The sequence below is a fragment of the Streptomyces sp. I05A-00742 genome, assembly GCF_013055795.1.
Lineage (GTDB): Bacteria > Actinomycetota > Actinomycetes > Streptomycetales > Streptomycetaceae > Streptomyces.
Map to the genome: position 1 here is coordinate 53,970 of NZ_JABETO010000022.1, position 24,316 is coordinate 78,285.

A 24,316-nucleotide genomic window follows, 5' to 3' on the forward strand; every position below is an offset into this window, starting at 1 on the left:
CACACCACGGACAGCCACGCCTCGTCACAGCGGATCACAGGGATCGCCCGGACAAGGGCAGTTGCGCGGACAGGTCCGCTCGTTCGCCACTGGCGCCGACCAGGGCGTTCTCGATGGCGTCGGCCCAGTTCAGACGGCCGGTGGCCAGCCGGATCCAGGTGAGGGGGTCGGTCTCGACGACGTTCGGCGGGGTGCCTCGGGTGTGCCGGGGGCCGGCGACGCACTGGACGACGGCGAAGGGCGGGACGCGGACCTCGACGGAGCCGCCGGGGGCCGCGGCGGCCAGCGCGTCGGCGAGCAGCCGGGTGACGGTGGCGAGGGCCTGGCGGTCGTGGGCGACGGGGATGCCGGTGGCGGCCGTGAGGTCGTCGGCGTGGACGACCGCCTCCAGCAGGCGGGTGACCGTGTAGTCGAGGACGGTCATCGGGCCGAGCGCGGTGGGCAGCGGCGCTGCCGGGTCGGCGGTGGCGACGGCGTCGGACAGGCGGGTGGCGGCCTCGTCCAACCTGCCCGCCACGTCGGACGGTTCGCCGTCCGGGGCCCGGTCGGCGGCGGCCGCGCTCTCGGCGGCCGTCCGCGCGGACGCCAGGTATCGCCGCAGGTCCAGCCGGGGTTCGGCGGGGTCGGGCGAGGGTTCGGCGAGGCGGTCCGGCAGTGCTTTCAGGGCGGCGGCGAGGTGGGCGAGCAGGTCGCGGACCGTCCAGTCGTCCAGCCGGGTGGCCGCGGCGAGTGCCGCTTCCGCGTCGGGGCGGGCGCTGAGCGCGGTGACCGCCTCGCGCACCGCGCGGAGCTGGCCGTCCAGCGCGGCCCGTACCTTGGCGGGGTCGTAGCTGCGAGGACGGGGCGTGCGTGGTGCGGCGGTCATGGTGGCGAGCCTATTGCGCCGGTTGCGCGCTCGTCGCGCGGGCGTATGCGCCGAGGCCGGACTCGACCATGGCGAAGGCCCGTTCGGCCATCGCGACCGCGTCGGGGTAGGCCGTCTCGGCGGAGTCGCCGGCGAGCAACCGGCTCCTGTTGTAGGAGATCAGCGCGTTGCGCGCGCCCATCAGCATGGCCGCGGCGACCGGGGCCAGTTCGCCGCCCTCCTCCCCGGCGGCGGCCGCGAGCTCCTCCTCGAGCAGCTGCTGGGACCGCGCGCAGGCCATGAGCGCGCGGGACCGCAGGGCGGGCGTCTCGTCGATCAGCCGTCGGATGGCGAGGACGCGGGGCTGGTCGTCGAAGCCGACGGAGGCGTCGTGCAGGGCCAGCGCGTCCAGGAACTGCCTGCGGAAGGCGGCCACGACGGACTCGCCGGGCCGGCGGTCGCGCACCGCGCGTGCCGCGTCCGCCACGTGCTCCTCCATCGGGCCGAGGACCAAGTCCTCCTTGGAATGCACGTAGTTGAAGACCGTCATCTTCGAGACCTCGGTGGCGGCCGCGATCTCGGCGACGGACACGTTGTCGTAACCCCGCTCCAGGAACAGCTCGATCGCGGTGCGCCCGAGGGCGCGCCGGGTCTGCTCCTTCTTGCGCTCACGGAGGCCCTGCCCTTGTGCCATGAGGTGACTGTACCAGGACGATATATGAGCCTGGTCGATAAACGTACCCGGATGAATGATTGACCCGGTACAGGTTGAGGGGGCATGGTGGTCGTGGGCGCCGATTGCCGGCCGATTCCCGGCCGCCTGCCGTCCGTTGCTCGTCCGTTGCTCCGTCCGTTGCTCCGTCCGTTGCCTCCAGGGGGATCCATGTCCGCACCCGTTCCGCCGCCCTCACCGTCCCCGCGGCCGGAACCGGAACCGCCGCTGTCGGAGGGCCGGTTCAAGGCCGCTCTCGCTGTGTGCATGGCGACGATCCTGCTGGCGGTGCTCGACCAGAACATCGTGTCGGCCGTCACCGTGCCCATCGCCCGGGAGCTGGACCCCGTGCACGGCATCGACCGGATCCCCTGGCTCGTCAGCTCCTTCTCCCTCGCCGCGACCGCCGCCCTGCCGCTGTACGGGAAGCTGTGCGACACCCTCGGCGCGAAACGGATCTTCCTCGGCGCGGTCGGCACGTTCCTGCTCGGCTCCGCGCTGTGCGGTGCCGCGCAGTCCATGGGGCAGCTCATCGCCTTCCGCGCGGTGCAAGGGCTGGGCGGCGGGGGCCTGATGAGCGTCACGATGGTCGTCCTCGCGCAGCTGCCGAGGCCGGGCGCGGAGGTCGGCGGCGGGAGGGGGTTCGCCGGGATCGGCGGGATCATCGCGGGGGCCGGGATGGCGCTGGGGCCCGTGCTCGGCGGGCTGCTGGCCGACACCGCCGACTGGCGCTGGGTGTTCTACGTCAACCTGCCCATCGGCCTGGTCGTGCTCGCCCTCGCGACGGTCCTGATCCGGATTCCCCACCGGACGAACCGGCGCCGCGTCGACTTCCTCGGTGCCGCGCTGGCCGCCGCGTTCTCCACCGCGCTGCTGCTGATCGCCGAGTGGGGCGGCAAGGAGCACGCGTGGGGGTCGCCGACGGTCCTCGGCCTCATCACCGCGGCGGTGGCCCTGCTCGGCCTGTTCGTCCTCCGGCAGGCGACCGCCGCGGAACCGGTGCTGCCACTGTCGCTGTTCAGGAACCGCGTGCTGCTGAACAGCTTTGTGGTCCAGGGGATCACGGGCATGGCCATGCTGGGCTCGATGGTCTACATCATCATCTATCTGCAGGTCGCCCGGGACATCGCCGCCACCTCCGCGAGCCTCTTCATGATCCCCATGGCGGCGGGCCTGTCCGGCGTGGGCCTGCTCTCCGGCCGGCTCACCCGGCGCGGCTGGTCGAGGCGGACGTTCGTGGTCAGCGGTACGGGTTGTGCGGCGGCCGCCCTCGGGGCTCTCGCCCTGACGGGCCCCGCGACGAGCCTCTGGCTGATCGGCGCCGAACTCCTCCTGCTGGGCGTCGGGTTCGGGCAGCTGCTGGGGCAGCTCGTGCAACTGGTGCAGGAGACGGCGCCGCGCGACCAGCTCGGGGTGGCGACGACCGCCATCCGCTTCTTCCAGAGCCTGGGCGGTGCCCTGGGGACGGCGCTGTTCGGGACGGTGGTGGCCCGGGTGTACGAGTCGAGGATGCCCGGCGGCTCGACCAGCCGGATCCGGGGGCTGGAGGGTGCCGAACACGCCCGCGCGGTCGAAGTGTTCGTGACCTCGGTCGACGTGGTGTTCGCCTGCGCGGCGGCCGCGATGCTGGTGGCGCTGGTGCTCGCCACCCGGTTGCCCCTACCCGCACCGGTGGCGGCGGACGCGGACGCGGAGGGCTCCGGGGCGGTCGGTGCGGCGTCGCCCGGGGACCGGATATCCGGGGAGGAGGAAGGGGTCGGGGCGGGCCGCGCCGCCTCCCCGTCGGGCCCGGCCCCGGCCTCGACCTCGACTCCGGCCTCGGACCGGTAGCGGCAGGGGGCTTGCCCCCGGTCCCGCACGCCCGGGTGAGAGCGGGCGGGACCGGCAGCCGGGCGGCCGGGTGTCAGGCGAACAGGGCCGGGATCGTCGCCTCGTGCGCCTCGCGCACCTCGGCCAGCGGCAGGCCGAAGTGGCCCTGGACGTCCAGGGATTCGCCGTCGATGACGCCGATCCGGGTGGCGGGCAGGCCCCGCGCCCCGCACATGTCGGTGAAGCGGAGCTCCTCGCTGCGCGGTACGGCGACCACCGCGCGGCCGGCCGACTCGGAGAAGAGGAAGGTGAACGCGTCCAGACCGTCCGGGACGACCAGCCGCGCTCCCTTGCCGCCGCGCAGACAGGACTCGGCCACCGCCTGGACCAGACCGCCGTCGGAGAGGTCGTGCGCAGCGTCGATCATGCCGTCGCGGGAGGCCGAGATCAGGATCTCGCCGAGCAGCTTCTCCCGGTCCAGGTCCACGGCCGGCGGCAGGCCGCCGAGGTGGTCGTGGACGACCTGGGACCAGGCCGAACCGCCCAGTTCCTCCTTGGTGTCGCCCAGGAGGTAAAGCAGCTGGCCCTCCTCCGAGAAGGCCATCGGCGTCCGGCGGGCGACGTCGTCGATGACGCCCAGCACGGCGACCACCGGGGTCGGGTGGATGGCGGTCTCGCCGGTCTGGTTGTACAGCGAGACGTTGCCGCCGGTGACCGGGGTGCCCAGCTCCAGGCAGCCGTCCGCGAGACCGCGGGTGGCCTCGGCGAACTGCCACATCACGCCCGGGTCCTCGGGGGAGCCGAAGTTGAGGCAGTTGGAGATCGCCAGCGGGCGGGCGCCGGTGGCGGCCACGTTGCGGTACGACTCGGCGAGCGCGAGCCGGGCGCCCGCGTACGGGTCGAGCTTGGTGTAGCGGCCGTTGCCGTCCGTGGCGACGGCGACACCGAGGCCGGTCTCCTCGTCGATGCGGATCATGCCGGAGTCCTCCGGCTGCGCCAGGACGGTGTTGCCCTGGACGAACCGGTCGTACTGGCCGGTGATCCAGGACTTGGACGCCTGGTTCGGGGAGGAGATCACCTTCAGGACCTGTGCGCGCAGCTCCTCGTCCGTCTCCGGCCGGGGCAGCCTGTTCGCGTCGTCGGACTGGAGGGCGTCCTGCCACTCGGGGCGGGCGTACGGGCGCTCGTACACCGGGCCCTCGTGGGCGACGGTGCGCGGCGGCACGTCCACGATCTGCTCGCCGTGCCAGAAGATCTCCAGCCGCTCGCCGTCGGTGACCTCACCGATGACGGTGGCGATGACGTCCCACTTCTCGCAGATCTCCAGGAAGCGGTCGACCTTGCCGGGCTCGACGACCGCGCACATGCGCTCCTGCGACTCGCTCATGAGGATCTCCTCGGGCGAGAGCGTGGCGTCGCGCAGCGGCACGGTGTCCAGCTCGACGCGCATACCGCCGGAGCCGGCGCTCGCCAGCTCGCTGGTGGCGCAGGAGAGGCCGGCGCCGCCGAGGTCCTGGATGCCCTCGACGAGGTTCTCGCGGAAGAGCTCCAGGGTGCACTCGATGAGGAGCTTCTCCTGGAAGGGGTCGCCGACCTGGACGGCGGGGCGCTTCGCCGGGCCGGTGGAGTCGAACGTCTCGGAGGCGAGGACGGAGACGCCGCCGATGCCGTCGCCGCCGGTGCGGGCGCCGTAGAGGACGACCTTGTTGCCGGTGCCGGACGCCTTGGCGAGGTGGATGTCCTCGTGCTTCATCACGCCCACGCAGAGCGCGTTGACCAGCGGGTTGCCCTGGTAGCAGGGGTCGAAGACGACCTCGCCGCCGATGTTGGGCAGGCCCAGGCAGTTGCCGTAGCCGCCGATGCCCGCGACGACGCCGGGGAGCACCCGCTTGGTGTCGGGGTGGTCGGCGGCGCCGAACCGCAGCGGGTCCATGACGGCGACCGGGCGGGCGCCCATGGCGAGGATGTCGCGGACGATGCCGCCGATGCCGGTGGCCGCGCCCTGGTAAGGCTCGATGTACGACGGGTGGTTGTGCGACTCGACCTTGAAGGTGACCGCGTAGTTCTGGCCGACGTCCACGACGCCCGCGTTCTCGCCGATGCCGACGAGGAGCGCGTCGTTCTCCGGGGCCTTCTCGCCGAACTGGCGGAGGTGGACCTTGCTGCTCTTGTACGAGCAGTGCTCGGACCACATGACGGAGTACATCGCGAGCTCGGCGCCGGTGGGGCGGCGGCCCAGGATGGCGCGGATGCGCGCGTACTCGTCCTGCTTGAGGCCGAGTTCGGCCCACGGCTGCTCGGTGTCGGGGGTCTCGGCGGCGTGCTTGACCGTGTCGAGAGTCATCAGGCGCTGACCAGCTTCTTGAGGAGCGAGGTGAAGAATCCGAGCCCGTCCGTGCGGCCGGTGCCGATCAGTGGCTCGACCGCGTGCTCGGGGTGCGGCATCAGGCCGACGACGTTGCCGGCGGCGTTGGTGATGCCGGCGATGTCCCGGAGCGAGCCGTTGGGGTTGCCGTCCAGGTAGCGGAAGGCCACCCGGCCCTCCGCCTCCAGCTCGTCCAGGGTGCGCTCGTCGGCCACGTAGCGGCCGTCGATGTTCTTCAGCGGGACGGAGATCTCCTGGCCCGCCGCGTAGTCGGCCGTCCAGGCGGTGTCCGCGTTCTCGACGCGGAGCTTCTGGTCGCGGCAGATGAAGTGCAGGTGGTTGTTGCGCAGCATCGCGCCGGGCAGCAGGTGGGTCTCGGTGAGCACCTGGAAGCCGTTGCAGATGCCGAGGACGGGCATGCCGCCCTTCGCCTGCTCGATGACGGTCTCCATCACCGGCGAGAAGCGGGAGATGGCGCCCGCCCGCAGGTAGTCCCCGTAGGAGAACCCGCCGGGCAGGACCACGGCGTCGACCTGCTTGAGGTCCTTGTCGCGGTGCCACAGGGGCACCGGCTCCAGGCCGGCGAGCCGGACCGCGCGCTGGGTGTCGCGGTCGTCGAGGGTGCCGGGGAAGGTGATGACCCCCACGCGTGCAGTCACGAGTCGACCCGCACGGTGAAGTCCTCGATCACGGTGTTGGCGAGAAACGTTTCGGCCATCTCGTGGATCCGGGCGAGGGCGGCGTCGTCGACCGGGCCCTCCACCTCGAGTTCAAAACGCTTGCCCTGACGGACATCGGCGATCCCCTCGAAGCCCAGGCGTGGCAGCGCGCGCTGCACCGCCTGCCCCTGCGGGTCGAGGATCTCCGGCTTGAGCATGACGTCGACTACGACGCGTGCCACTGGCACTCCCGGTGGTGTGGTGCGTGAGCTGAAGCGGTGCCGCCAGCGTACCGTCCCAAAAAATCTACGCGGGTAGATATCACACCCGTACCGAGCGCATTACGGCGGTCACCCGCAGGGACCTCCGGAAAAAATCCAGGAAAAACCCCGGAAGAACGCACGGTTCCCATTGCACCCGGGCGGGCCGACGGAATTAACTGGGCCCCACCACGCAATGCTCTTTGCCGGACCGCTGAATAAGCATTGCTGGAGAACCATCTAAACCCATGCATCGCCGCAGGTCAGAGCGGCGGTACAGGCTGAAAGGACCATTCCGTGGCGCAGCGTGTGGTAGTAACGCTCTTTGATGACATCGACGGGGGCGAGGCCGCGGAGACCGTCACCTTCGGCATCGACGGCAAGTCGTACGAGATCGACCTCAGCACTGCCAATGCGAAGAAACTCCGGCACGAGCTGGAGCCTTACCTGGACGCCGGCCGGAAGCGCTCCCGTTCCGGGAAGGCGTACCGACGCACCTCCGTCGAGCCGGACCCGGCGGCCGTCCGCGCGTGGGCCCGGTCGCACGGCATGGAGGTGCCCCCGCGGGGCCGGATCCCCAAGAGGGTCTACGAGGCGTTCAACGCGGCGAACTGACGGCCGGGGCGGAGGGGGCGCGGGCACGGCCCCGGCCCCCTCCCCGCACGGCCGGCCCCCTCCCCCGCACAGCCCGCCGCCGGTCCCGTGCGGCCGGATCCGGCCACCCCTCAGGAGCCCGGCCCAGAACCGGATTTGCATCTCACCCCACATGATCCGCTAGAGTCTGGAGCACGCCGAGGGGCGAGGCCGAGAGGCCAAAACCCCCGAGACGCGCGGGTGTAGCTCAGTAGTAGAGCGCCCCCTTTCCAAGGGGGAGGCGCAGTGTGCGATTCCTGTCACCCGCTCTCGCCGTTCATCGGCCACTTCGGTGGTCCGGTGAGTGGACGCGCGGGTGTAGCTCAGTAGCAGAGCGCCCTCTTTCCAAGAGGGAGGCGCAGTGTGCGATTCCTGTCACCCGCTCCAGCCGTTCACCGGTCTCTTGTGGCCCGGAGGATGGTCGCGCGGGTGTAGCTCAGTAGTAGAGCGCCCCCTTTCCAAGGGGGAGGCGCAGTGTGCGATTCCTGTCACCCGCTCCAGCCGTTCACCGGTCTCTTGTGGCCCGGAGGATGGTCGCGCGGGTGTAGCTCAGTAGTAGAGCGCCCCCTTTCCAAGGGGGAGGCGCAGTGTGCGATTCCTGTCACCCGCTCTCATCGCTTTACCGACCACTCCGGTGGATCAGGTAGAGTGGTGCCCGCACCGCACGGAAGCGCGGAGCGTATGCGGACGTAGCTCAGTTGGTAGAGCGCAACCTTGCCAAGGTTGAGGTCGCGAGTTCGAGCCTCGTCGTCCGCTCCAGAGAAAAGACCCCGGTCCTGGTGACCGGGGTCTTTTTCGTGCTGCCCGGGGGCCCATGACGTTTGTCAACGCGGGCCATGACAGCGCGCACTGATGACCGCCGCCCGGTGCCGGAAGGCTGGAGGCATGAAGACCCGGGAGAGTGTGATCGAGGTCTCACGGCTGCGGCGGAGGTACGGCCCGGCCGGCGGGACGGGGTTCGAAGCGGTCCGGGAGATCGGCTTCGAGGTGCGGCGGGGCGAGGTGTTCGCCCTGCTGGGCGCCGAGGGCGCCGGGAAGACGTCCACCGTCGAGCTGCTGGCGGGGCTGGCCCCGCCGACGGGCGGCCGGGTGACGGTGTTCGGCCACGACCCGTACACCGGGCGGAAGGCGGTCCGGCCCCGGATCGGGGTGATGCCGCGGGAGGACGGTCTCCCCTCCGGGCTGACGGCGGCCGAGACGGCGGCCATGTGGGCGGGGTGCACCAGCGGCGCGCGTCCGGTGGACGAGGCGCTGGCCCTGGTGGAGCTGGTGGACCGGCGGGACGTCCGGGTCGAACGGCTCTCCGGCGGCGAACGGCGGCGGCTCGGTCTGGCGCTCGCGCTGCTCGGCCGGCCCGAGGTGCTCCTCCTCGACGAGCCGACCGCCGGGCTCGACCCATGGGCCCGGCACACCACCTGGGATCTGGTGCGCCGGCTCCGCGCGGAGGGGACGACCGTGGTCCTCACCACGCGCCGCCCGGAGGAGGCGGAGGCCCTGGCGGACCGGCTGGCGATCCTGCGCGGGGGCCGGATCGTCGCCGAGGGCGCGCCGTCCGGGGTCCTGGCGGCGTATCCGTCGCGCATCCGGTTCGCCATGCCGCCGGGCTGGTTCGTCGGGGACCTCCCGCCGCTGGCCGCGCTGGGCGTGCTGGACCACCGGGAACTGCCGGACGGGACCGGGCGGGTGGAGCTCAGCACCCGGGAGCTGCAGCGGACGCTGACCGGGCTGCTGCTGTGGGCCCGGGAGCAGTCGGTGGAGCTGGAGGGGCTCGACGCGCGGACCGCCTCGCTGGAGGAGGCGTTCCCGCGGATCGCGGGTCCGGGAGCGGCGGGGTCCCCATGACGGCGTTCACCCGGCTGCCGGCCCTCGGCCGCGCCGAACTGACCCTGCTCGCCCGGAATCGCACGGATCTGTGCACGGCGCTGCTGATGCCCGCCCTGCTGGCGTACGCCGTGCGCAGGGCCGTGGGGGGCATCGAGGCGATCGACCCGGGCCGGGCCGGGACGACGGTGGACGAGGCCACCGTGACGGCGGCGTTCGGCTTGATCCTGCTCCTCGCCGTCCACCAGAACCTGGTCGGTGCCTACGTCGCGCGCCGGGAGGAGCTGGTCCTCAAGCGGCTGCGCACAGGGGAGGCCGGGGACCGGGAGATCCTGGCGGGGGTGGCGCTGCCCGCCGCGCTGATCGCGGCGGCCCAGTGCGCCCTGCTGGTGCTTGTGGGTGTGGTGTGGCTGGACGTAGGACCCGTGGCCCGGCCCGGTCTGCTGCTCGCGGGCGTCGTCCTCGGCATCGCCGTCTGTGCCGGACTGGCGGCGGTGAGCTCGGCCCGGGCGCGTACGGTGGCGGGTGCCCGGCTCGTGACCGTGCCGCTGCTGCTCGCCTCGCTGGCGGGCTCCGGGGTACTCGTTCCGCCGGCGCTCCTGCCCGGCCCGGTGGCCTCGGTGTGCGAGCTGCTGCCGCTGTCACCGGCGGTCGCGCTGTTGCGCGGCGGCTGGTTCGGCGGACTGGGGGCATACAAGGCACTGGGGCTGGTGGCGACCGCTTTGGCCTGGAGCGTCCTGGCCGTGTTTGCTGTGAAGCGGTGGTTCCGCTGGGAGCCGCCTCGCTGAACGGACCGGAACGTCGCCGAACGGGCCGGGGCATCGGACAACAGGGGGGAACGGTCATGGGGGTACGGACACGTCTGGGCGGCTGGCGGGGACGGAGCAGGATCGCCCAGGTCGACAGCTATATGCGCTGGACGCTGTACCTGCTGCCGTTCCTCTTCCCGCTCACCTCCGCCGCCGGCCTGCTGGGCGAGTCGGACGGCAGCCGGCCCGTCGCCGCCCTCCTGCTGGTGCTCGGCCTCGCCCAGTGCTGCGTGGGCGCGGGCCTCTTCCGGCGGGCCCTGGAGCACTTCCGGCTGAAGAACCCCGCGCCCTGGCGCCGGCTCGCCGTCTCCGGGGCCCTGCTCGTGGCCTCCGTGGTGCTGCTCGTCCTCATGGTCCGGGCGGACGGACCGGTGCACGTCACCTCGCGGGCCCTGGTGGTCCAGGGCGGCGTGCTGAGCTTCTTCGGGGCGTTCAGCCTGATGGTGGCCCGGGTGCGGACGTATCTGCTGTGGTGCCTGGCGGGGAGCGTCGTGGTGGCCGTGGTCATCCTGCCGTTCGGCGGACGGCTGCCCGGCGCGGTGATCGTCATGGTGATGATCTGGTTCGTCGCCGTGTGGTCCCTGGCCACCGTGCGCACCACGGGCTGGATGCTGGCGGTGATGTGGGAGGCGGAGAACGCCCGGACCGTGCAGGCCCGGCTGGCCGTGGCGGAGGAACGGCTGCGTTTCGGCCGGGACATGCACGACGTGCTCGGCCGCAACCTCACGGTGATCGCCCTCAAGAGCGAGCTCGCCGCGCAGCTGGCGCAGCGCGGGTCGCCGGCCGCGCTGGAGCAGATGGCCGAGGTGCAGCGGATCGCGCGGGACTCGCAGCGCGACATGCGCGAGCTGGTGCGCGGCTACCGGCAGGCGGACCTGCACACGGAACTGGTCGGGGCGCGCGGGGTGCTGGGCGCGGCGGGGATCGCCTGCCGGATCGACGACACCTCGCGGGACGCGCTGCCGGACACGGTGCAGTCCGTCCTGGCCTGGGTGGTGCGGGAGGGGACGACGAACGTGCTGCGGCACGCGGACGCGCGGCGCTGCGCGGTGCGGCTGCGGCTCACCGGCCCGTCGGCGGTGCTGATGATGGAGAACGACGGGGCGGGGACGGCGGCGGAGGCCGGTCCGCGCGGCTCCGGGCTGGCCGGGCTGCGGGAGCGGGTGACGGCCCTCGGGGGCACGCTGGACGCCGGGCACCGGGCCAGGGGAACGTTCCGGCTGACGGTGGAGGTGCCGCTGGTTCCGCCGGTGAGGGACGACGGGCGGGGCGCGCAGGACCCCGTGGAGCCGGAGCCCGCCGTCCTCGCCGAGAACCGTGGAGGCCTCGCGTGATCAAGCTGCTGCTCGCCGACGACGAGCACCTCATCCGCGGCGCGCTCGCCGCCCTCCTCGGCCTGGAGGACGATCTCCAGGTCGTCGCGGAGGCCGCCTCGGGGCCGGAGGCGATCGCCATGGCGCGGGCGCACCGGCCCGACGTGGCGGTGCTGGACCTGCAGATGCCGGGGGCGGACGGCGTGACGGTGGCCACATCCCTGCGGGCCGAACTCCCCGGCTGCCGCACCATGATCGTGACCGGTCACGGGCGGCCCGGGCATCTGAAGCGGGCCCTGGAGGCGGGCGTCCGGGGGTTCGTCCCGAAGACGGTCTCGGCCCAGCGGCTCGCCGAGATCATCCGTAGCGTGCACGCGGGAAGCCGTTATGTCGACCCGGAGTTGGCGGCCGACGCGATCAGCGCGGGCGAATCGCCGCTGACCGCCCGCGAGGCCGAGCTGCTGGAGCTGGCCGAGGACGGGGCGCGGATCGCGGAGATCGCGGAGCGGGCGCGGCTGACGCCGGGGACGGTCCGCAATTACCTCTCGTCGGCGGCCGCGAAGCTGGGCGCGGAGAACCGGCATGCGGCGGCGCGCATCGCACGGGCCCAGGGTTGGCTATAGTGGAACCCGCACCGCACGGAAGCGCGGAGCGCGTGCGGACGTAGCTCAGTTGGTAGAGCGCAACCTTGCCAAGGTTGAGGTCGCGAGTTCGAGCCTCGTCGTCCGCTCAGAGGGAAGGCCCCGGTCCTGGTGACCGGGGCCTTCGTCGTATCCCGTGCAGTCGTATGCCGTGCGGTCGTATGCCGTGCGGTCGTATGCCGTGCGGTCACTCCCCGGCCGGGAAGCGGAGCCGGAAGCACGCGCCGCCGCCCGTCGCCGGCCGTTCCGCCGTGAGCTCCGCACCGTGCGCGCGGGCGATCTGCCGGGCCATGGCGAGGCCCAGCCCCGAACCGGGCAGGGCGCGGGCCTGACGTGAGCGGTAGAAGCGGTCGAAGACGTGGGGCAGGTCCTCGTCGGAGATGCCGGGTCCGTGGTCGCGGACGGTCAGGTCGAGGGCGCCCGCGGCGCGGGTCAGCCGTACTTCCACCCCGGCACCGGCCGGGCTGAACTTGGCCGCGTTGTCCAGCAGGTTGGCCAGCAGCCGGGCCAGCCGGGCGGGCACCCCCGGTACGACGGCGTCCGCCGCTCCCCCCGCCTCCAGGGTGAAGGGCGTGTCCGGCCAGTGACCGCGCGCAGCGGCCACGCACCGCTCGGTGAGCGCGTCGAGCCGTACCTGTTCGACGAGTTGCCGCGGCTCCTCGTCGCGCGCCAGCTCGATCAGATCGTTGACCAGGCCCGTCACCTCGCGCAGCTGGCGGCCCAGGGCGCCGGCCGCCCGGTCGCGCTGGGCGGGCGTGAGCCGTTCGGCGCGGGCGAGGAGTTCGGCGTTGGTGCGGAGCGCGGTGAGCGGGGTGCGCAGTTCGTGCGAGGCGTCGGCGACGAGCCGGCGCTGGGCGGCGACGGCGTCCTCCAGCTCGCCCAGCATGGTGTTGAAGCTGGTGGCGAGGCGGGTGATCTCGTCCCGGGACGCCGCCGCGCCGTCCGAGGGTGGCGGCAGCTCGATCCGGTGTGCCGGGTCGCGGGTGGCGGCGATGTGTTCGGCGGTGGCGGTGAGCCGCGTGACGGGGCGCAGCGCCGTGCGGGACGCCCCGTAGCCGAGGCCCGCCGCCAGCAGCACCCCGGCCCCGCCGACCGCCCCGAGCAGCAGACCGGCCTGTTCCACGCCCTTGTCCACGGTGTCCGAGCGGACGGCCACCTGGAGCGCCCGGCCGCGGCCCAGCGGGGTGGTGAGCATCCGCAGGGAGCGGCCGTCGCGGACGATGTCGCTGTAGTGGGCGCCGAGGGTGCCGGCGGCGACGCGGCGGGTGGCGCCGGTGACGGGCAGGACCAGGCGCCGCTGGCCGGGGGCGGCCGGGTCGGCGGGGACGACCTGGGCGCAGGCGGGCGCGGCGAGCCAGGCGCACTCGGCGTACAGGACGCCGGGGCCGGAGGTGCGGGCCTGCTGGGCGAGGAGGCCGGCCTGCTGTTTGAGCTGGAGGTCGAGCTGGTTCCTGATCTCGTAGCGGATCACCACGTACGCGGCGGCGAGCACGCCGAGGGCGACGACCGCCACGGCGGCGGAGGTGACGACCGCCAGCCGGGTGCGCAGCGGGCGGCGGGCGAGCCGGGGCCTCATCGCTCGCCCAGCCGGTAGCCGACGCCGTGCACGGTGTGCAGGAGGCGGGGCGCGCCGCCCGCCTCCAGCTTGCGGCGCAGGTAACCGATGTAGACGGAGAGGGAGTTGGACTCGGGGCCGAAGTCGGTTCCCCATACGTGCTGCTGGATGGTGTCGCGGGGCAGCACCTGTCCCGGGTGGCGCAGGAACAGTTCCAGCAGGGTGAACTCGGTGCGGGTGAACTCCAGGGGGGCGTCGCCCCGGCGGCCGGTGCGGGTGTCCGGGTCGACGGTCAGGTCGGCGTACGTCAGCCCGTCGGCCGTGGCGGCGTCGTCGCCTCCGGGTGCGACGGGGGCCGCGCGGCGCAGCAGGGCGCGCAGCCGGGCCAGCAGTTCGTCGAGGGCGAACGGTTTGACGAGGTAGTCGTCGGCTCCGGCGTCGAGGCCCGCGACCCGGTCGGAGACGGCGTCGCGGGCGGTGAGCACGAGGATCGGGGTGCGGTCGCCGAGGTCGCGCAGCCGACGGCAGACGGCGAGGCCGTCGAGGACGGGCATGGCGAGGTCGAGGACGATCGCGGCGGGCGGGGCGGCGGCCACGGCCGAGAGGGCTTCGAGCCCGTCGGCGGCGGAGCGGACCTCGTAGCCCTCGACGGCGAGGCCGTCGACGACGGCGGCCCGGACGTCGGGGTCGTCGTCGACGACGAGGACGCCGGGGAAGGCGGTGGCGGGGACGGGCATGGTGTCCCACTGTGGCAGAGGGAGTCTGAGAAGGCTCTTAGGTACGGCTCCCGGGCCCCCGCGGTCTCTCAAGCGTGCGGCAACCGGCCCCCGCCCGCCCCCGTCACGTCCAGCGCGTCAGCGTCAGCCGCTCGTAGGCCTCCACGTACCGGGCCCGGGTCTGCTCGACGATGTCCTCCGGCAGCGGGGGCGGCGGCAGTTCGCCGTGCCGGTCCCAGCCGGAGGCGTCCAGCCAGTCGCGGATGAACTGCTTGTCGAAGGACGGCTGCGCACGGCCGGGCTGCCACTGGTCGGCGGGCCAGAAGCGGGAGGAGTCCGGGGTCAGGACCTCGTCCGCGAGGATCAGTTCGCCGTCCTCCGCCCGTCCGAACTCGAACTTGGTGTCGGCCAGGACGATGCCCCGGTCCCGGGCGACGCCGCGGGCCCGGTCGTAGACGGCGAGGGTGATCTGGCGGAGCTCGGCGGCCGTCTCGGCGCCGGTGCGCCGGGCGACCTCCTCGTAGGAGACGTTCTCGTCGTGGTCGCCGACGTCCGCCTTCGTCGCGGGGGTGAAGATCGGCGAGGGCAGCTCGGAGCCGTCGGACAGGCCTTCGGGGAGGGCGAGGCCGCAGACGGTGCGGGTCTGCTCGTACTCCCGCAGGCCGGAGCCGGTGAGGTAGCCGCGGGCCACGCACTCGACCGGCAGCATGTCCAGGGAGCGGCAGACGAGGGTCCGGCCCTCCCAGTCGGCGGGGGCGCCGGGCGGCAGCTCGGTGGAGAGGACGTGGTGCGGGACGAGGTCGGTGAGCCGGTCGAACCACCACAGGGAGAGCTGGGTGAGGATGCGGCCCTTGTCGGGGATCTCGCTGGACAGCACCCAGTCGTGGGCGGACATGCGGTCGCTGGCGACCATCACCAGCCGGCCGTCCCCGTCGCGGTAGAGGTCGCGCACCTTGCCGGTGTGCAGATGCACAAGGCCCGGCACCTCGACCGGTTCGGGCTTCTCGACGAATCCGGACACGCGTCCTCCTGGTGGTTTGTCCAAACGCCTCGATTCTGCCGTATGCGCCTTCCCGGCCGTCGCGAGGGTCAGGCCCGTTTGCAGATGTGGTCGAGGAGGTTGGCGGTGGCGCGCTGGATCCGGGAGTCCGTGTGGCCGGGCCGGTCCAGGGCCGGGGCCCAGGCGGAGGTGCCGGAGGCGAAGACCAGGGCGCCGCCGGGGGCCCGGTACAGGGACGTCTCCTGGTGGCGTCTGACGCCCTTGGCGTCGCGGTACGGGGAGTGGGCGAGCAGGATCCGCTCGGTGTGCGGGGGCAGGGCGGTGCGCGGGTGGTAGCGGTCGGCGTCGCCCGCGACCAGGCCGGGCAGCTCGTCGCCCTCGGCCGCGCCGGTGGACTCCCACAGCCAGTGGTCGGTGTTGCGGACGACCAGGGGGGCCGGGCGGGGGACGCGGCCGGCGTGCTGGATGCCCAGCAGCTGCTGCTCGGGGGCCGTGTCGCGCCAGTGGGCGGCGCGGCTCCCGTTCCGGTGTCTTCGGCAGATCAGCAGCCGGTCGGGGCCTGCCGGGGAGGGGGCGGTCTCGATCTGCCGGCCCAGGGCCGCGGCGCCCAGGAAGACCAGCGAGGTGCCGCCGTCGCGGGCGGCCTCGACGGCGCGGCGCATGGGGGCGGACCAGTACGCGTCGGGGCCGGGGAAGACCAGGCCGCGGTAGCGGGACGGGTCGACGCGGCCGGCGTGCAGGTCCGTGGCGTGGGCGTAGGCGAGGTCGTAGCCGTAGCGCTCGGCCCAGCGGATGACGTCGTAGGCGTGGCCCACGTCGGGCGGCAGGCCGGTGCCCGCGTACGGGCGGTCGGCGCAGACGGTGACGGCCGCGGCCTCCTCCGGGAGCAGGCGGCCGTGCTCGTCCCAGGCGTGCCGCAGGCCGGCGCCGGTGCGGCCGTCCTCGGGGTAGACGTTGTGCGCCTGCCAGGTGAGGTCCGGCAGGACGAGCAGCAGGTCGGCGGGGACGGCGTCGCGGACGGTGAAGGGAACGTGGGACCGTCGGCCGTCGGCGGTGGTCAGGACGGCGACGTAGGCGCCGGGGGGCCAGTGCGGCGGGACGGCGAGCCGCCAGGACAGCCACCAGTGGTGGCAGGAGACGGCGCGGTCCGCGACCAGCGGCGGGGGCTGGACCATGCCGGCCAGCCGGGGGCTGGTGGCCATCCTGGCGGCGCCGTGGCCCGCGTAGTGGCCGATGCGGTGGACGTCGACGGTGAAGGGCTGCGGCGGCTCCACGGTGACGCGGAAGTCCACGGACTCGCCGGGGGCGACGGCGGTGTCGGAGGTGAAGCCCCTGACGGTCCGGTGGACGTCGTCGGCGGTGGCGTACCAGGCCGGTGCCGTGCGGGGGGCGGACTGGTCGGCCAGCCAGGCGAGCGGGGGTGCGGTGAAGGGGTCCGTCGCGGCGCGTGCCAGCGCGGCGGATTCCCAGGTGCGAACGCCGGGGCGGCCCGCGGCGGACGTCTCCCTCCCCTGACTCACTCCCCCACCCCGTCCCGGTCAGCCCAGCCGGACGGGCTTCTCGGGGCGTACCCCGACCTCGCCCAGCCAGGCCCGCAGGGGCTCCCCGTCGCCGTCCTCGATCAGGCAGAGCACGGTGCGGGCCAGGTCGGCGCGGCGGGCCCCGCCGACGAGGAGGGACGGGCCGTCCAGCCAGTCGAGGCCGGGCACGGCGCCCGCGGTGTCCACGGCGGCGCAGCAGATCATGGCCGTCACATGGTCGGTGAGCAGCTCCCGGCCGCTGCGCGGGGGCTGGAGCGGGAACAGCGGGGCGAGGCCGTCGAGCCCGGGGTCGCAGACCGCCTCACCGGCCCGGGGGGACCGGGCGCCGTCGGCGCCGGTCTCGCGGGCGATCTCGGCGCTGAGCCGCAGGCCCAGCCGCTCGCCGACGCCCGGGCCCGTGGGGCCGGTGAGGCGGTCGAGGACGCGGGCCACGGTGGGCGGTACGGGCGTGGTGTCCCGGACCGGGAGGGCGGGGCCGCCGGCGGGGGCGCGGGCGGTGAGGTCGTCGAGGACGTCCTCCAGGAGGTCCAGGACCCGGTGCAGCCGGGCGGCCTCGACCCGCCACTTCCGGTCCACGACCTCCTCGGGGTACTGGCTCCAGCTGACCGGGGACCAGTCGGGGCCCGGCTCCGGGGGGCCGCCGTGGAACAGCCGGGCGGCCAGCAGGGAGGCGGCCTCGTCGACGACGCCCGGCTCCTCCAGGAGGTCGCAGGCGGGCCGCTCGCCCAGGCGGGAGGCGAAGCCTTCCGCCAGCCGGTCGCGGCGGGAGAGCTCGGTCAGCGCCGAGACGACGCCCGCGTCGAGCCGCGAGGGCCAGCGGCCCATCCGCCAGGCGGGCAGGGCGACCCGGTTGAGCAGCCGGTCCCAGCCCGCGTAGGCCAGGCCGACCTGTTCCTGGGCGACGACCCGCAGGCCGTAGTCCACGGTCTGGGCCCGCTCGGAGGCGGCCGCCGCGACCCCGCGCTCCATCTCCGCGGCGTGCTCGCGGCACGAGCGCAGCAGGACCCGGGCCGTCCAGCCGACGAAGGCCAGCAGGGGCCGCCCGGCGGCGACCGCCACGGCCGCGTCCAGGCCGCGGACGAAGCGGCGCGCCGCCGCTATGTCCGGGTGGGCGGACGGGCCGGTGCCCGCCACCACGGGGGCCAGCAGGGCGCGCAGCTCGGCGACGCGCATCCACCACAGGAACGGCGAGCCGATCACCAGCACCGGCGCGGCGGCGGTCCTGCGGCGCAGCAGTTGCCCCGGCCCCGGGCCGCCCGCCGAGGGCTTCGGGGCGGTGCGGTGGGCCGGGTGGGTGCGGTCCTCCAGCCAGCTGTCGCAGTCCGGGGTGAGGGCTATGGCCGAGGGGGCCGGGACGTCCATGCGGTCCGCCAGGTCGCGGACCAGCCGGTAGAGGTCCGGAGCCGTCTCCTCCGGGATGGGCACCGTGGGGCTGAGGGCCGGCCTCGCCCGGATCACCACCGCCGCGACGACCGCCGCCAGGGCCAGCGCGGCCAGCGCCGCCGCCGTCACGGCGGGGCGGGCCGCCGCCCCGACGCTGCCGTCCGGGATCCGGCCCATGAGCGTGCCGGCCAGCAGCACCACGGCCGCGGCCGCCGGCAGCAGGGCGACGGCCAGCGCGGTGCTGCGGACGCGCAGGACCGCCAGGGCCCGGAGGCGCGCGGCGTGCGCGCCGGCTTCCGTACCTGCCACGAGACCGATCACCCCCAGTTGCCTGTAGTGCTCTGTCTGCCGGCGGTCCGACGGGACCTGCCTACCACCCCACTGTGGCACCGGCCTCTGACATCGCAATGCCGGTGGGCCAGTTGCCGGAATGTGCGGCAGTCGGCCTGCGCGGCACCCTAGTTGGGCGTGGGGCGTTCGTCAGCCGGTTGGCGTATCGGTCACTCGATGGAATGGCCTTGCCCAAAGGTGCGGGCTGGGGGCCGCTTCGCGGTGGGGTGCCCCGGTCCCTCCCTTTCACCGTTTCCCGGGGCTCCGCCCCGGACCCCGTGAAAGCGGCTTCGCCGCTTGTCCTCAAACGCCGGACGGGCTGAGACAGCCCGCCGCGCGCAGCGCGGCTCAGGGGCTACTTCCCCGCCGCGATATCCGTCCGGTACTGCCCCCCGGGCAACCGCACCCGCGACACCGCCTCATAAGCCCGCTCCCGAGCCTCGGGAATGCCCTCACCCGTGCCGGTCACCGACAGCACCCGCCCCCCGGCACTGACCACACCACCCGAGGCCGCATCACGCGCGGTCCCCGCGTGCAGCACATACGCCCCCTCAACCGCATCCGCCTCCGCGAGCCCCTCGATGGCATCCCCGGTGCGGGGAACACCGGGGTAGTTGTGCGAGGCGATCACGACGGTGACGGCTGCGCCGTCCGTCCAGCGGAGAGGGGGGAAGGAGGCGAGGGTGCCGGTGGCGGCCGCGTGGAGGAGGGCGGCGAGGGGGGTCTTGAGGCGGGCGAGGACGACCTGGGTCTCGGGGTCGCCGAAGCGGGCGTTGAACTCGATGACCCGGACGCCGCGCGAGGTGATGGCGAGACCGGCGTAGAGCAGCCCGGAGAACGGGGTGCCCCGGCGGCGCAGCTCGTCGACGGTCGGCCGGAGGACGGTCTCCAGGACCTCGTCCACGAGCTTGGGGTCGGCCCAGGGCAGCGGCGAGTAGGCGCCCATGCCGCCGGTGTTCGGCCCCTGGTCCCCGTCGAGGGCCCGCTTGAAGTCCTGCGCGGGCTGGAGGGGGACGACCGTGTCGCCGTCGGTGACGGCGAACAGCGAGACCTCGGGGCCGTCGAGGAACTCCTCGATGACGACCTGGTCGCAGGCGAGCGCGTGGGCCCGGGCCACGTCGAGGTCGGAGGTGACGACGACGCCCTTGCCGGCGGCGAGGCCGTCGTCCTTGACGACGTAGGGGGCGCCGAACGCGTCGAGCGCCGCGTCGATCTCGGCGGGGGTGGTGCAGACGTAGCTGCGCGCGGTGGGCACGTTGGCGGAGGCCATCACGGACTTGGCGAACGCCTTGGAGCCCTCCAGCCGCGCCGCCTCGGCGGACGGCCCGAAGGCGGGGATGCCGCGCTCGCGGACGGCGTCGGCGACGCCCGCGACCAGCGGGGCCTCCGGGCCGACGACGACGAGGTCGGCACCGAGCGAGGCGGCCAGCTCCGCCACCGCCGCGCCGTCGAGGGCGTCGACCGGGTGCACCTCGGCGACCGCGGCGATACCGGCGTTGCCGGGGGCGCAGTGCAGAGCGGTGACGTCGGGGTCGAGGGACAGAGAGCGGCACAGGGCGTGTTCGCGGGCGCCGCCGCCGATGACGAGGACCTTCACGGGTGTCACCCTATTGCCTCGCGGAACGATCAGTGCCGTGCGTCCCGGCTCCCCCACGTCTCCCGTCGGGCCTCGTCAGAACGTTTCGCCGCACCCGCCCCGTCACGTCCACACAGGCCACCCACTCTTTCGGGTGAGGGGGATATCGCCCCCTATACCCGATTCCCTGGCACTTACGGGCGGCAAAGGAGCGATCCGGTGCACAAGGCCAACCGTTCGGCGGTAGGAAAGAGCCGGTGACAGGGGTAAGCAGCAGCGGCGAAGAGGGAGTGCAGGGGTGAGCCAGCCTGAGATGCAGCCCGAGGGGCTCCCCAAGGAGCAGGACGGGAGGCACCGGGGAGACCTGCGCGGCCGGACCTTCCCGCTCGGCGACTGGGGGGAGCCCGCTCAACGGCTCGACGAGCTGTACCGGTGGGTGGAGAGCGGCGCGCTCGTCCTCGCCGACTGGTACTTGGCCGACCGGGCCTGGAAACGCCGTTGGGCCCGCGCCCTCCGGATGGCCGCCGCGGTCTTCGCCGTGGTGGGGGCGGCCCTGCCGCTGCTGGAGCTGACGAAGGCGATCCGCACGGGGTCCACCTGGGCGTTCCTCGCCCTGCTGGGCGCCGTCGCCTGCGTCGCCTGCGACCGCTACTTCGGCCTGACGACGGGCTGGATGCGGGCGGTGTCGACCGCGCAGGCCGTGCAACGCAGGCTGGAGGCGCTCCAGTTCGACTGGGCGTCCGAGTGCGTGCGCGAGGTGCTGGGCCCGACCGAGGGCACGGCCAGCGAGGCGGCGGAGCGCTGTCTGACCGTACTGCGCCGCTTCTCCGAGGACGTCTCGGAGCTCGTCCGGGCCGAGACCGCCGACTGGATGGTCGAGTTCCGGGCGGGCCCCGCGCCCCTGCTGACGCAGTCGCTGGTCACCTGGGGCCCCCGGGGCGAGAACGGCGGCCCCGTCGGCCGGTTCCCGCTGCCGCCCGGCTCCCGGCCGAACATGCCCCGGCAGCGCCCGCCGGAGTCGCCCCGCTAGCCCTGCCCGAGTGCGGCCCGGTACGGCACAGCCCGTACCGGGCCGCACTCCGTCGCGCCGGCGGCCGTTCAGCTGAACACGATCATCGAGCCCTGCCCCAGACTGCGGGTGACCGCCGCGTGCAGACCCAGCCAGACATGCCGCTCACGCGCGAAGGGGCTGTCGTCCGCCGGACCGGGCACGGCCCGCTCGTCCAGCGCCGTCGGCCGCCGCGGAGCCGCGGGCGCGGCGGGCGGGTTGTCCGGATCGATGCCCAGCACCGGCGCCACCGTGTGGAGTTCGCGCAGCAATCCATGGCTGGATCCCAACGGTCCGCCGCCTTCGAGAAGTTCGTCGCTGGTCAGCGGGTGGGCGAAGTCGACGGGCACATAGGCGCCCGCGTGGTCGTAGTGCCACACCAGGTGCGACTGCTGGGCGGTGGTCTCGAACATCTCCAGCAACTGCTCGTAGTCCCCGCCCAGTTCGTCGACCGGGGTGACGGTCAGGCCGCACAGGTTGAGCAGGTGGGCGCGGCGCAGGAAGTGGAGCGCGTCGTAGTCGAAGCCCGCGACCGGCGCCACGTCCCCGGAGAGGCCCGGCATATAGCCGAAGACGGGGACGGGCGGCAGTCCGGCCTCGCCGAGCGCCTTGTCGTAGGCGGCGATCTCTTCGGCGAAGGGATTGTCGGGGCTGTGGCACAGCACGTCGACGAGGGGGACAAGCCAGAGGTCACAGGCCACGTGAGCTCACTCTCGTATGCGCCTTCAGTGCGATGGTCGGGCCAGAGTAGTGCCGCTCAGCTGGTTGTCACACAGGGGCGACGGACATGGCCGGGCGGATTCCGTCCGGTTTCGGGCACCACCGGGTTCACGCCCCTCGGCGCACGTCCCACACCCAGGCGCCTCCCACGCGCCGCCCTTCCTTACCGGTCAGCCGTTCGAGGGTTTCGCGCAGCGGAGCGACGTTGTCCTGCGGCGCGAGGACGATCGCGTCCGCCCGCCAGGCGGTGAGGTCCCGGCCGAACTCCCGGCGGACGGCTTCGTCGACGTCCGCCGGGCGGCCGGTGTCGTGGACGTTCTTCAGGAGGGTGGCGGTCGGCGTGGGCACCGGCCCGTAGATCCCGTTCCGGTCCGGCCCGTCGGGCCCGTTGAAGTAGCCGCCGGGCAGGGCGAAGCCGAACCCCGCCCGGATCTGCCAGCGCAGCCCGGCGACCTCCCCCGGGTCGGGCACCGGCACGGGCACCAGCGCCCGACCGGGCCGGACGTACTCCCGCCACTGCCCGTCCGCGACGAACGCCGGCACCGGCTCGCGCTCGGCGGTCCGGTACGGCGTCGGCACCAGCGGCACCAGGGCCGCGGCGAACGCCGCCCAGCCCAGCAGCCGGCGGGAGCTGCCGCGCTCGTCGCGCGGCCCGCGCGCCGCCAGCCGGTCGCAGCCCAGGGCGAGGAGGATGCCGAGGGCCGGGACGCAGATCATGGCCGTGCGGGACTCGATGACGGACTCGAAGAGCGGCATCCGGTCCACGACGCGCCACGGGCCGGGCAGCGTGTGGTCGGTGCCCGGCAGCGGGACGTCCCGCCCGAGCGACAGCGCGGCGGCGGCCAGCGCGGTGAACCCCAGGGCGCGGACCTGCGGCCGGTCCCGCAGCCGGACGACGAGGGCGATCGCCAGCAGCACGAGCGGCCAGCCGAAGAAGGCGTTCTCCTCGGTCCTGTTGGGGGACAGCGACGCGGCGATCCCCTCGTCCCCGGCCAGTGACCGGGTGGCGAACTCCAGCAGGGCGAACGGATGGTTGCCGACCTCTCCGTGCAGCACGCTGTGGTAGCTCTGCGCCCCGAAGAACTGCCGGGCCAGCGGCACGATCACCAGGGGCACGGCCACCAGCACCGCCACGCCGAGACCGCGCAGCAGCGGCCGGGCGGCCTCCCGCGCCGCGCCGGGGGCGGCGACGGCGTACCCGAAGGCGAAGAGCAGCAGACCGGTCGCGGCCAGCAGCAGCGCCTCCTCGCCCAGGAAGACCTGGTAGGTGACGAGGACGCCGAGCACGGCGCCGTCGCGCACGGTCCGCCCGTCCCCGCACAGGCGCAGCGCCCGGTCGACGATCAGCGGAATCACGAACAGCACCGCGAAGTTGGGGTGCGCGGTGCCGTGCGAGACCATCGGCGGCGCGAAGGCGCAGAACCCGCCGCCCAGCACCGCCGCCCACCGCGAGCGGACGAATCGCTTGGCCAGCAGCCAGTACCAGGCCCAGGCGGTCCCGGCCAGCCCGCCGGTGAGCACCACCGCCCAGGTGACGTGCGCGCCCAGGGCCAGGGTCAGCGGGGTGAGGGGGACGGAGACGCCCAGCATGGCCGTGTTCGCCATGAGGTTGACGCCGAAGGGATGGTTCTGGAGGTCGGTGAAGAACGGGTCGCGCAGGTGGACGACGTTGTCCGCGGTGACCGCGTAGAACCACTCCCACTGCTGCTGGTCGGACTCCGAGTCGACGAGGTAGGCGGTGCCGGGCCCCTCCCACAGCCCGCCGTACAGGAAGAGGGCGAGGAGCAGGAAGAGGACGGCGGCGAGCGGCCCGGACGGCCGGACCGCCCGGGCCCGCAGGCGCAGCAGGTCGCCGAGGACGGCGGCGTACGCCAACGGGCGCAGCTTGGAGCCGGGCCGGTGGTCCCAGCGGACCGGCACCTCCGCGATCTCCCAGCCGTGCCGGCGGAAGAAGCACAGGACCTCGATGTCGAAGGCCCAGCCATTCAGCCGGGCCGCGGCGAAGGCCTCGCGCACCCGCTCGCCGTCGAAGAGCTTGAACCCGCACTGGGTGTCCCGCACCCCGGGCACGGCCACGGCGCGTATCAGCCCGGCGCCCGCCCGGCCCAGGGCCTCGCGCACGGGGTGCTGGGGCGTCCCTATGCGCGAGCCGGGGAGCGCCCGCGAGCCGACGGCCGCGGCGGCGCCCCCGTCCAGCCGGCGTGCCAGGAGCGCCAGTTCCTCCATGGGCGTCGCCAGGTCCGCGTCGGTGACCAGCACGCGCCGGCCCCGCGAGGCCAGGACGCCGGTGCGGACGGCGTGCCCCTTCCCGCGGTTGGCGGGCGAGCCGAGCGGCCGGACGCGCGGCTCCTCGGCGGCGGCCGTCCGGATCACGTCGGCCGTGCCGTCCGTCGACCCGTCGTCGACGACGATCAGCTCCCAGGTGACCGCCTCCAGCGTCTCCAAGTGGGTCCGGATCGCCTTGAGGCTGGGGGCGAGCCGGTCTTCCTCGTTGTAGGCCGGAACGACCACGGACAGGTCGACGGTGCCGTCGTGCTCCCCCTGGGGAGGCCGCGGTGGTTCGCTCTTGGACGTCATGTCA

Annotated in this window: 20 protein-coding genes and 6 tRNA genes; 13 read left to right on the plus strand and 13 right to left on the minus strand. The window is 73.9% G+C overall.

Features of this window, described 5'->3' with window-relative positions; translation table 11 throughout:
* Positions 1 to 34 precede the first annotated feature (34 nt).
* Positions 35 to 865 carry a sterol carrier family protein gene (locus HN013_RS20760; RefSeq protein WP_171168382.1) on the minus strand — a complete coding sequence of 277 codons (831 nt, stop codon included), beginning with the start codon at positions 863 to 865 and terminating at the stop codon, positions 35 to 37.
* Between the two features lie 10 nt (positions 866 to 875).
* Positions 876 to 1,538: a TetR/AcrR family transcriptional regulator gene (locus tag HN013_RS20765; RefSeq protein WP_171168384.1), complete on the minus strand. Its 663-nt coding sequence runs from the start codon at positions 1,536 to 1,538 to the stop codon at positions 876 to 878.
* Between the two features lie 285 nt (positions 1,539 to 1,823).
* Between HN013_RS20765 and HN013_RS20770 the strand changes: the two genes are divergently transcribed.
* Positions 1,824 to 3,386, plus strand: a complete 1,563-nt coding sequence (locus HN013_RS20770; protein ID WP_249375189.1) for an MFS transporter — start codon at positions 1,824 to 1,826, stop codon at positions 3,384 to 3,386.
* Positions 3,387 to 3,459: 73 nt separating this feature from the next.
* Here the strand turns inward: HN013_RS20770 and purL are convergent, their stop codons facing one another.
* Genes purL through purS form a run of 3 tightly spaced genes read right to left on the minus strand, consistent with a single transcriptional unit; the run spans position 3,460 to position 6,631 of the window.
* A complete protein-coding gene (gene purL / locus HN013_RS20775; protein ID WP_171168388.1) occupies positions 3,460 to 5,709 on the minus strand; it encodes a phosphoribosylformylglycinamidine synthase subunit PurL in 2,250 nt (749 codons plus the stop codon).
* Complete coding sequence (purQ, locus tag HN013_RS20780) at positions 5,709 to 6,389, minus strand: phosphoribosylformylglycinamidine synthase subunit PurQ (RefSeq protein WP_171168390.1); 681 nt, start codon at positions 6,387 to 6,389, stop codon at positions 5,709 to 5,711. The genes purL and purQ overlap by 1 nt, the downstream gene beginning before the upstream one ends.
* Complete coding sequence (gene purS / locus HN013_RS20785; RefSeq protein ID WP_006604673.1) at positions 6,386 to 6,631, minus strand: phosphoribosylformylglycinamidine synthase subunit PurS; 246 nt, start codon at positions 6,629 to 6,631, stop codon at positions 6,386 to 6,388. Before purS ends, purQ begins: the two co-directional genes overlap by 4 nt.
* A 315-nt stretch (positions 6,632 to 6,946) precedes the next feature.
* On the opposite strand from purS, the gene HN013_RS20790 reads away from it, so the two are divergent.
* The 11 genes from HN013_RS20790 to HN013_RS20840 all read left to right on the plus strand — a co-directional run bounded on the left by HN013_RS20790 (position 6,947) and on the right by HN013_RS20840 (position 11,955).
* On the plus strand, positions 6,947 to 7,264 hold the full coding sequence (locus HN013_RS20790; protein WP_171168392.1) for an Lsr2 family protein: 318 nt from the start codon (positions 6,947 to 6,949) through the stop codon (positions 7,262 to 7,264).
* Positions 7,265 to 7,479: 215 nt separating this feature from the next.
* Positions 7,480 to 7,551: transfer RNA gene (locus HN013_RS20795), tRNA-Gly, on the plus strand.
* 43 nt (positions 7,552 to 7,594) lie between these two features.
* Positions 7,595 to 7,669 (plus strand) — tRNA-Gly (locus HN013_RS20800).
* Positions 7,670 to 7,707: 38 nt separating this feature from the next.
* A tRNA-Gly gene (locus HN013_RS20805) sits at positions 7,708 to 7,782 on the plus strand.
* A gap of 38 nt (positions 7,783 to 7,820) precedes the next feature.
* Positions 7,821 to 7,892: transfer RNA gene (locus tag HN013_RS20810), tRNA-Gly, on the plus strand.
* Positions 7,893 to 7,965: 73 nt separating this feature from the next.
* Positions 7,966 to 8,041: transfer RNA gene (locus HN013_RS20815), tRNA-Gly, on the plus strand.
* 126 nt (positions 8,042 to 8,167) lie between these two features.
* A complete protein-coding gene (locus tag HN013_RS20820; RefSeq protein WP_171168394.1) occupies positions 8,168 to 9,124 on the plus strand; it encodes an ABC transporter ATP-binding protein in 957 nt (318 codons plus the stop codon).
* Positions 9,121 to 9,891, plus strand: a complete 771-nt coding sequence (locus HN013_RS20825) for an ABC transporter permease (RefSeq protein ID WP_171168396.1) — start codon at positions 9,121 to 9,123, stop codon at positions 9,889 to 9,891. Before HN013_RS20820 ends, HN013_RS20825 begins: the two co-directional genes overlap by 4 nt.
* Before the next feature lie 56 nt (positions 9,892 to 9,947).
* Positions 9,948 to 11,246 carry a sensor histidine kinase gene (locus HN013_RS20830; RefSeq protein ID WP_171168398.1) on the plus strand — a complete coding sequence of 433 codons (1,299 nt, stop codon included), beginning with the start codon at positions 9,948 to 9,950 and terminating at the stop codon, positions 11,244 to 11,246.
* Positions 11,243 to 11,848: a response regulator transcription factor gene (locus HN013_RS20835; protein WP_171168400.1), complete on the plus strand. Its 606-nt coding sequence runs from the start codon at positions 11,243 to 11,245 to the stop codon at positions 11,846 to 11,848. The genes HN013_RS20830 and HN013_RS20835 overlap by 4 nt, the downstream gene beginning before the upstream one ends.
* A gap of 34 nt (positions 11,849 to 11,882) precedes the next feature.
* Positions 11,883 to 11,955: transfer RNA gene (locus HN013_RS20840), tRNA-Gly, on the plus strand.
* A gap of 98 nt (positions 11,956 to 12,053) precedes the next feature.
* On the opposite strand, the gene HN013_RS20845 is transcribed toward HN013_RS20840, so the two are convergent.
* The 6 genes from HN013_RS20845 to purD form a co-directional block, all read right to left on the minus strand.
* Positions 12,054 to 13,442, minus strand: a complete 1,389-nt coding sequence (locus HN013_RS20845; RefSeq protein WP_171168402.1) for a cell wall metabolism sensor histidine kinase WalK — start codon at positions 13,440 to 13,442, stop codon at positions 12,054 to 12,056.
* Positions 13,439 to 14,158 (minus strand): response regulator transcription factor, encoded by a 720-nt coding sequence (locus tag HN013_RS20850; RefSeq protein WP_171168404.1) that lies wholly within the window; start codon positions 14,156 to 14,158, stop codon positions 13,439 to 13,441. Before HN013_RS20850 ends, HN013_RS20845 begins: the two co-directional genes overlap by 4 nt.
* A gap of 103 nt (positions 14,159 to 14,261) precedes the next feature.
* The gene (locus tag HN013_RS20855) at positions 14,262 to 15,158 is read right to left on the minus strand and encodes a phosphoribosylaminoimidazolesuccinocarboxamide synthase (RefSeq protein WP_171168406.1); all 897 of its coding nucleotides are present in this window, start codon (positions 15,156 to 15,158) and stop codon (positions 14,262 to 14,264) included.
* A 68-nt stretch (positions 15,159 to 15,226) separates the two neighbouring features.
* Positions 15,227 to 16,657, minus strand: coding sequence for a N,N-dimethylformamidase beta subunit family domain-containing protein (locus HN013_RS20860; protein ID WP_171168408.1), 1,431 nt, complete (start codon positions 16,655 to 16,657; stop codon positions 15,227 to 15,229).
* Positions 16,658 to 16,675: 18 nt separating this feature from the next.
* Positions 16,676 to 18,379, minus strand: a complete 1,704-nt coding sequence (locus HN013_RS20865) for a hypothetical protein (RefSeq protein WP_312018672.1) — start codon at positions 18,377 to 18,379, stop codon at positions 16,676 to 16,678.
* A 367-nt stretch (positions 18,380 to 18,746) separates the two neighbouring features.
* On the minus strand, positions 18,747 to 19,988 hold the full coding sequence (gene purD / locus HN013_RS20870; RefSeq protein ID WP_171168412.1) for a phosphoribosylamine--glycine ligase: 1,242 nt from the start codon (positions 19,986 to 19,988) through the stop codon (positions 18,747 to 18,749).
* Between the two features lie 292 nt (positions 19,989 to 20,280).
* Between purD and HN013_RS20875 the strand changes: the two genes are divergently transcribed.
* Complete coding sequence (locus HN013_RS20875; protein WP_171168465.1) at positions 20,281 to 20,997, plus strand: SLATT domain-containing protein; 717 nt, start codon at positions 20,281 to 20,283, stop codon at positions 20,995 to 20,997.
* Positions 20,998 to 21,065: 68 nt separating this feature from the next.
* On the opposite strand, the gene HN013_RS20880 is transcribed toward HN013_RS20875, so the two are convergent.
* Together HN013_RS20880 and HN013_RS20885 are read right to left on the minus strand one after the other, a co-directional pair.
* Positions 21,066 to 21,716, minus strand: a complete 651-nt coding sequence (locus tag HN013_RS20880; RefSeq protein ID WP_171168414.1) for a hypothetical protein — start codon at positions 21,714 to 21,716, stop codon at positions 21,066 to 21,068.
* A gap of 127 nt (positions 21,717 to 21,843) precedes the next feature.
* The gene (locus HN013_RS20885; RefSeq protein WP_171168416.1) at positions 21,844 to 24,312 is read right to left on the minus strand and encodes a dolichyl-phosphate beta-glucosyltransferase; all 2,469 of its coding nucleotides are present in this window, start codon (positions 24,310 to 24,312) and stop codon (positions 21,844 to 21,846) included.
* Positions 24,313 to 24,316 lie beyond the last annotated feature (4 nt).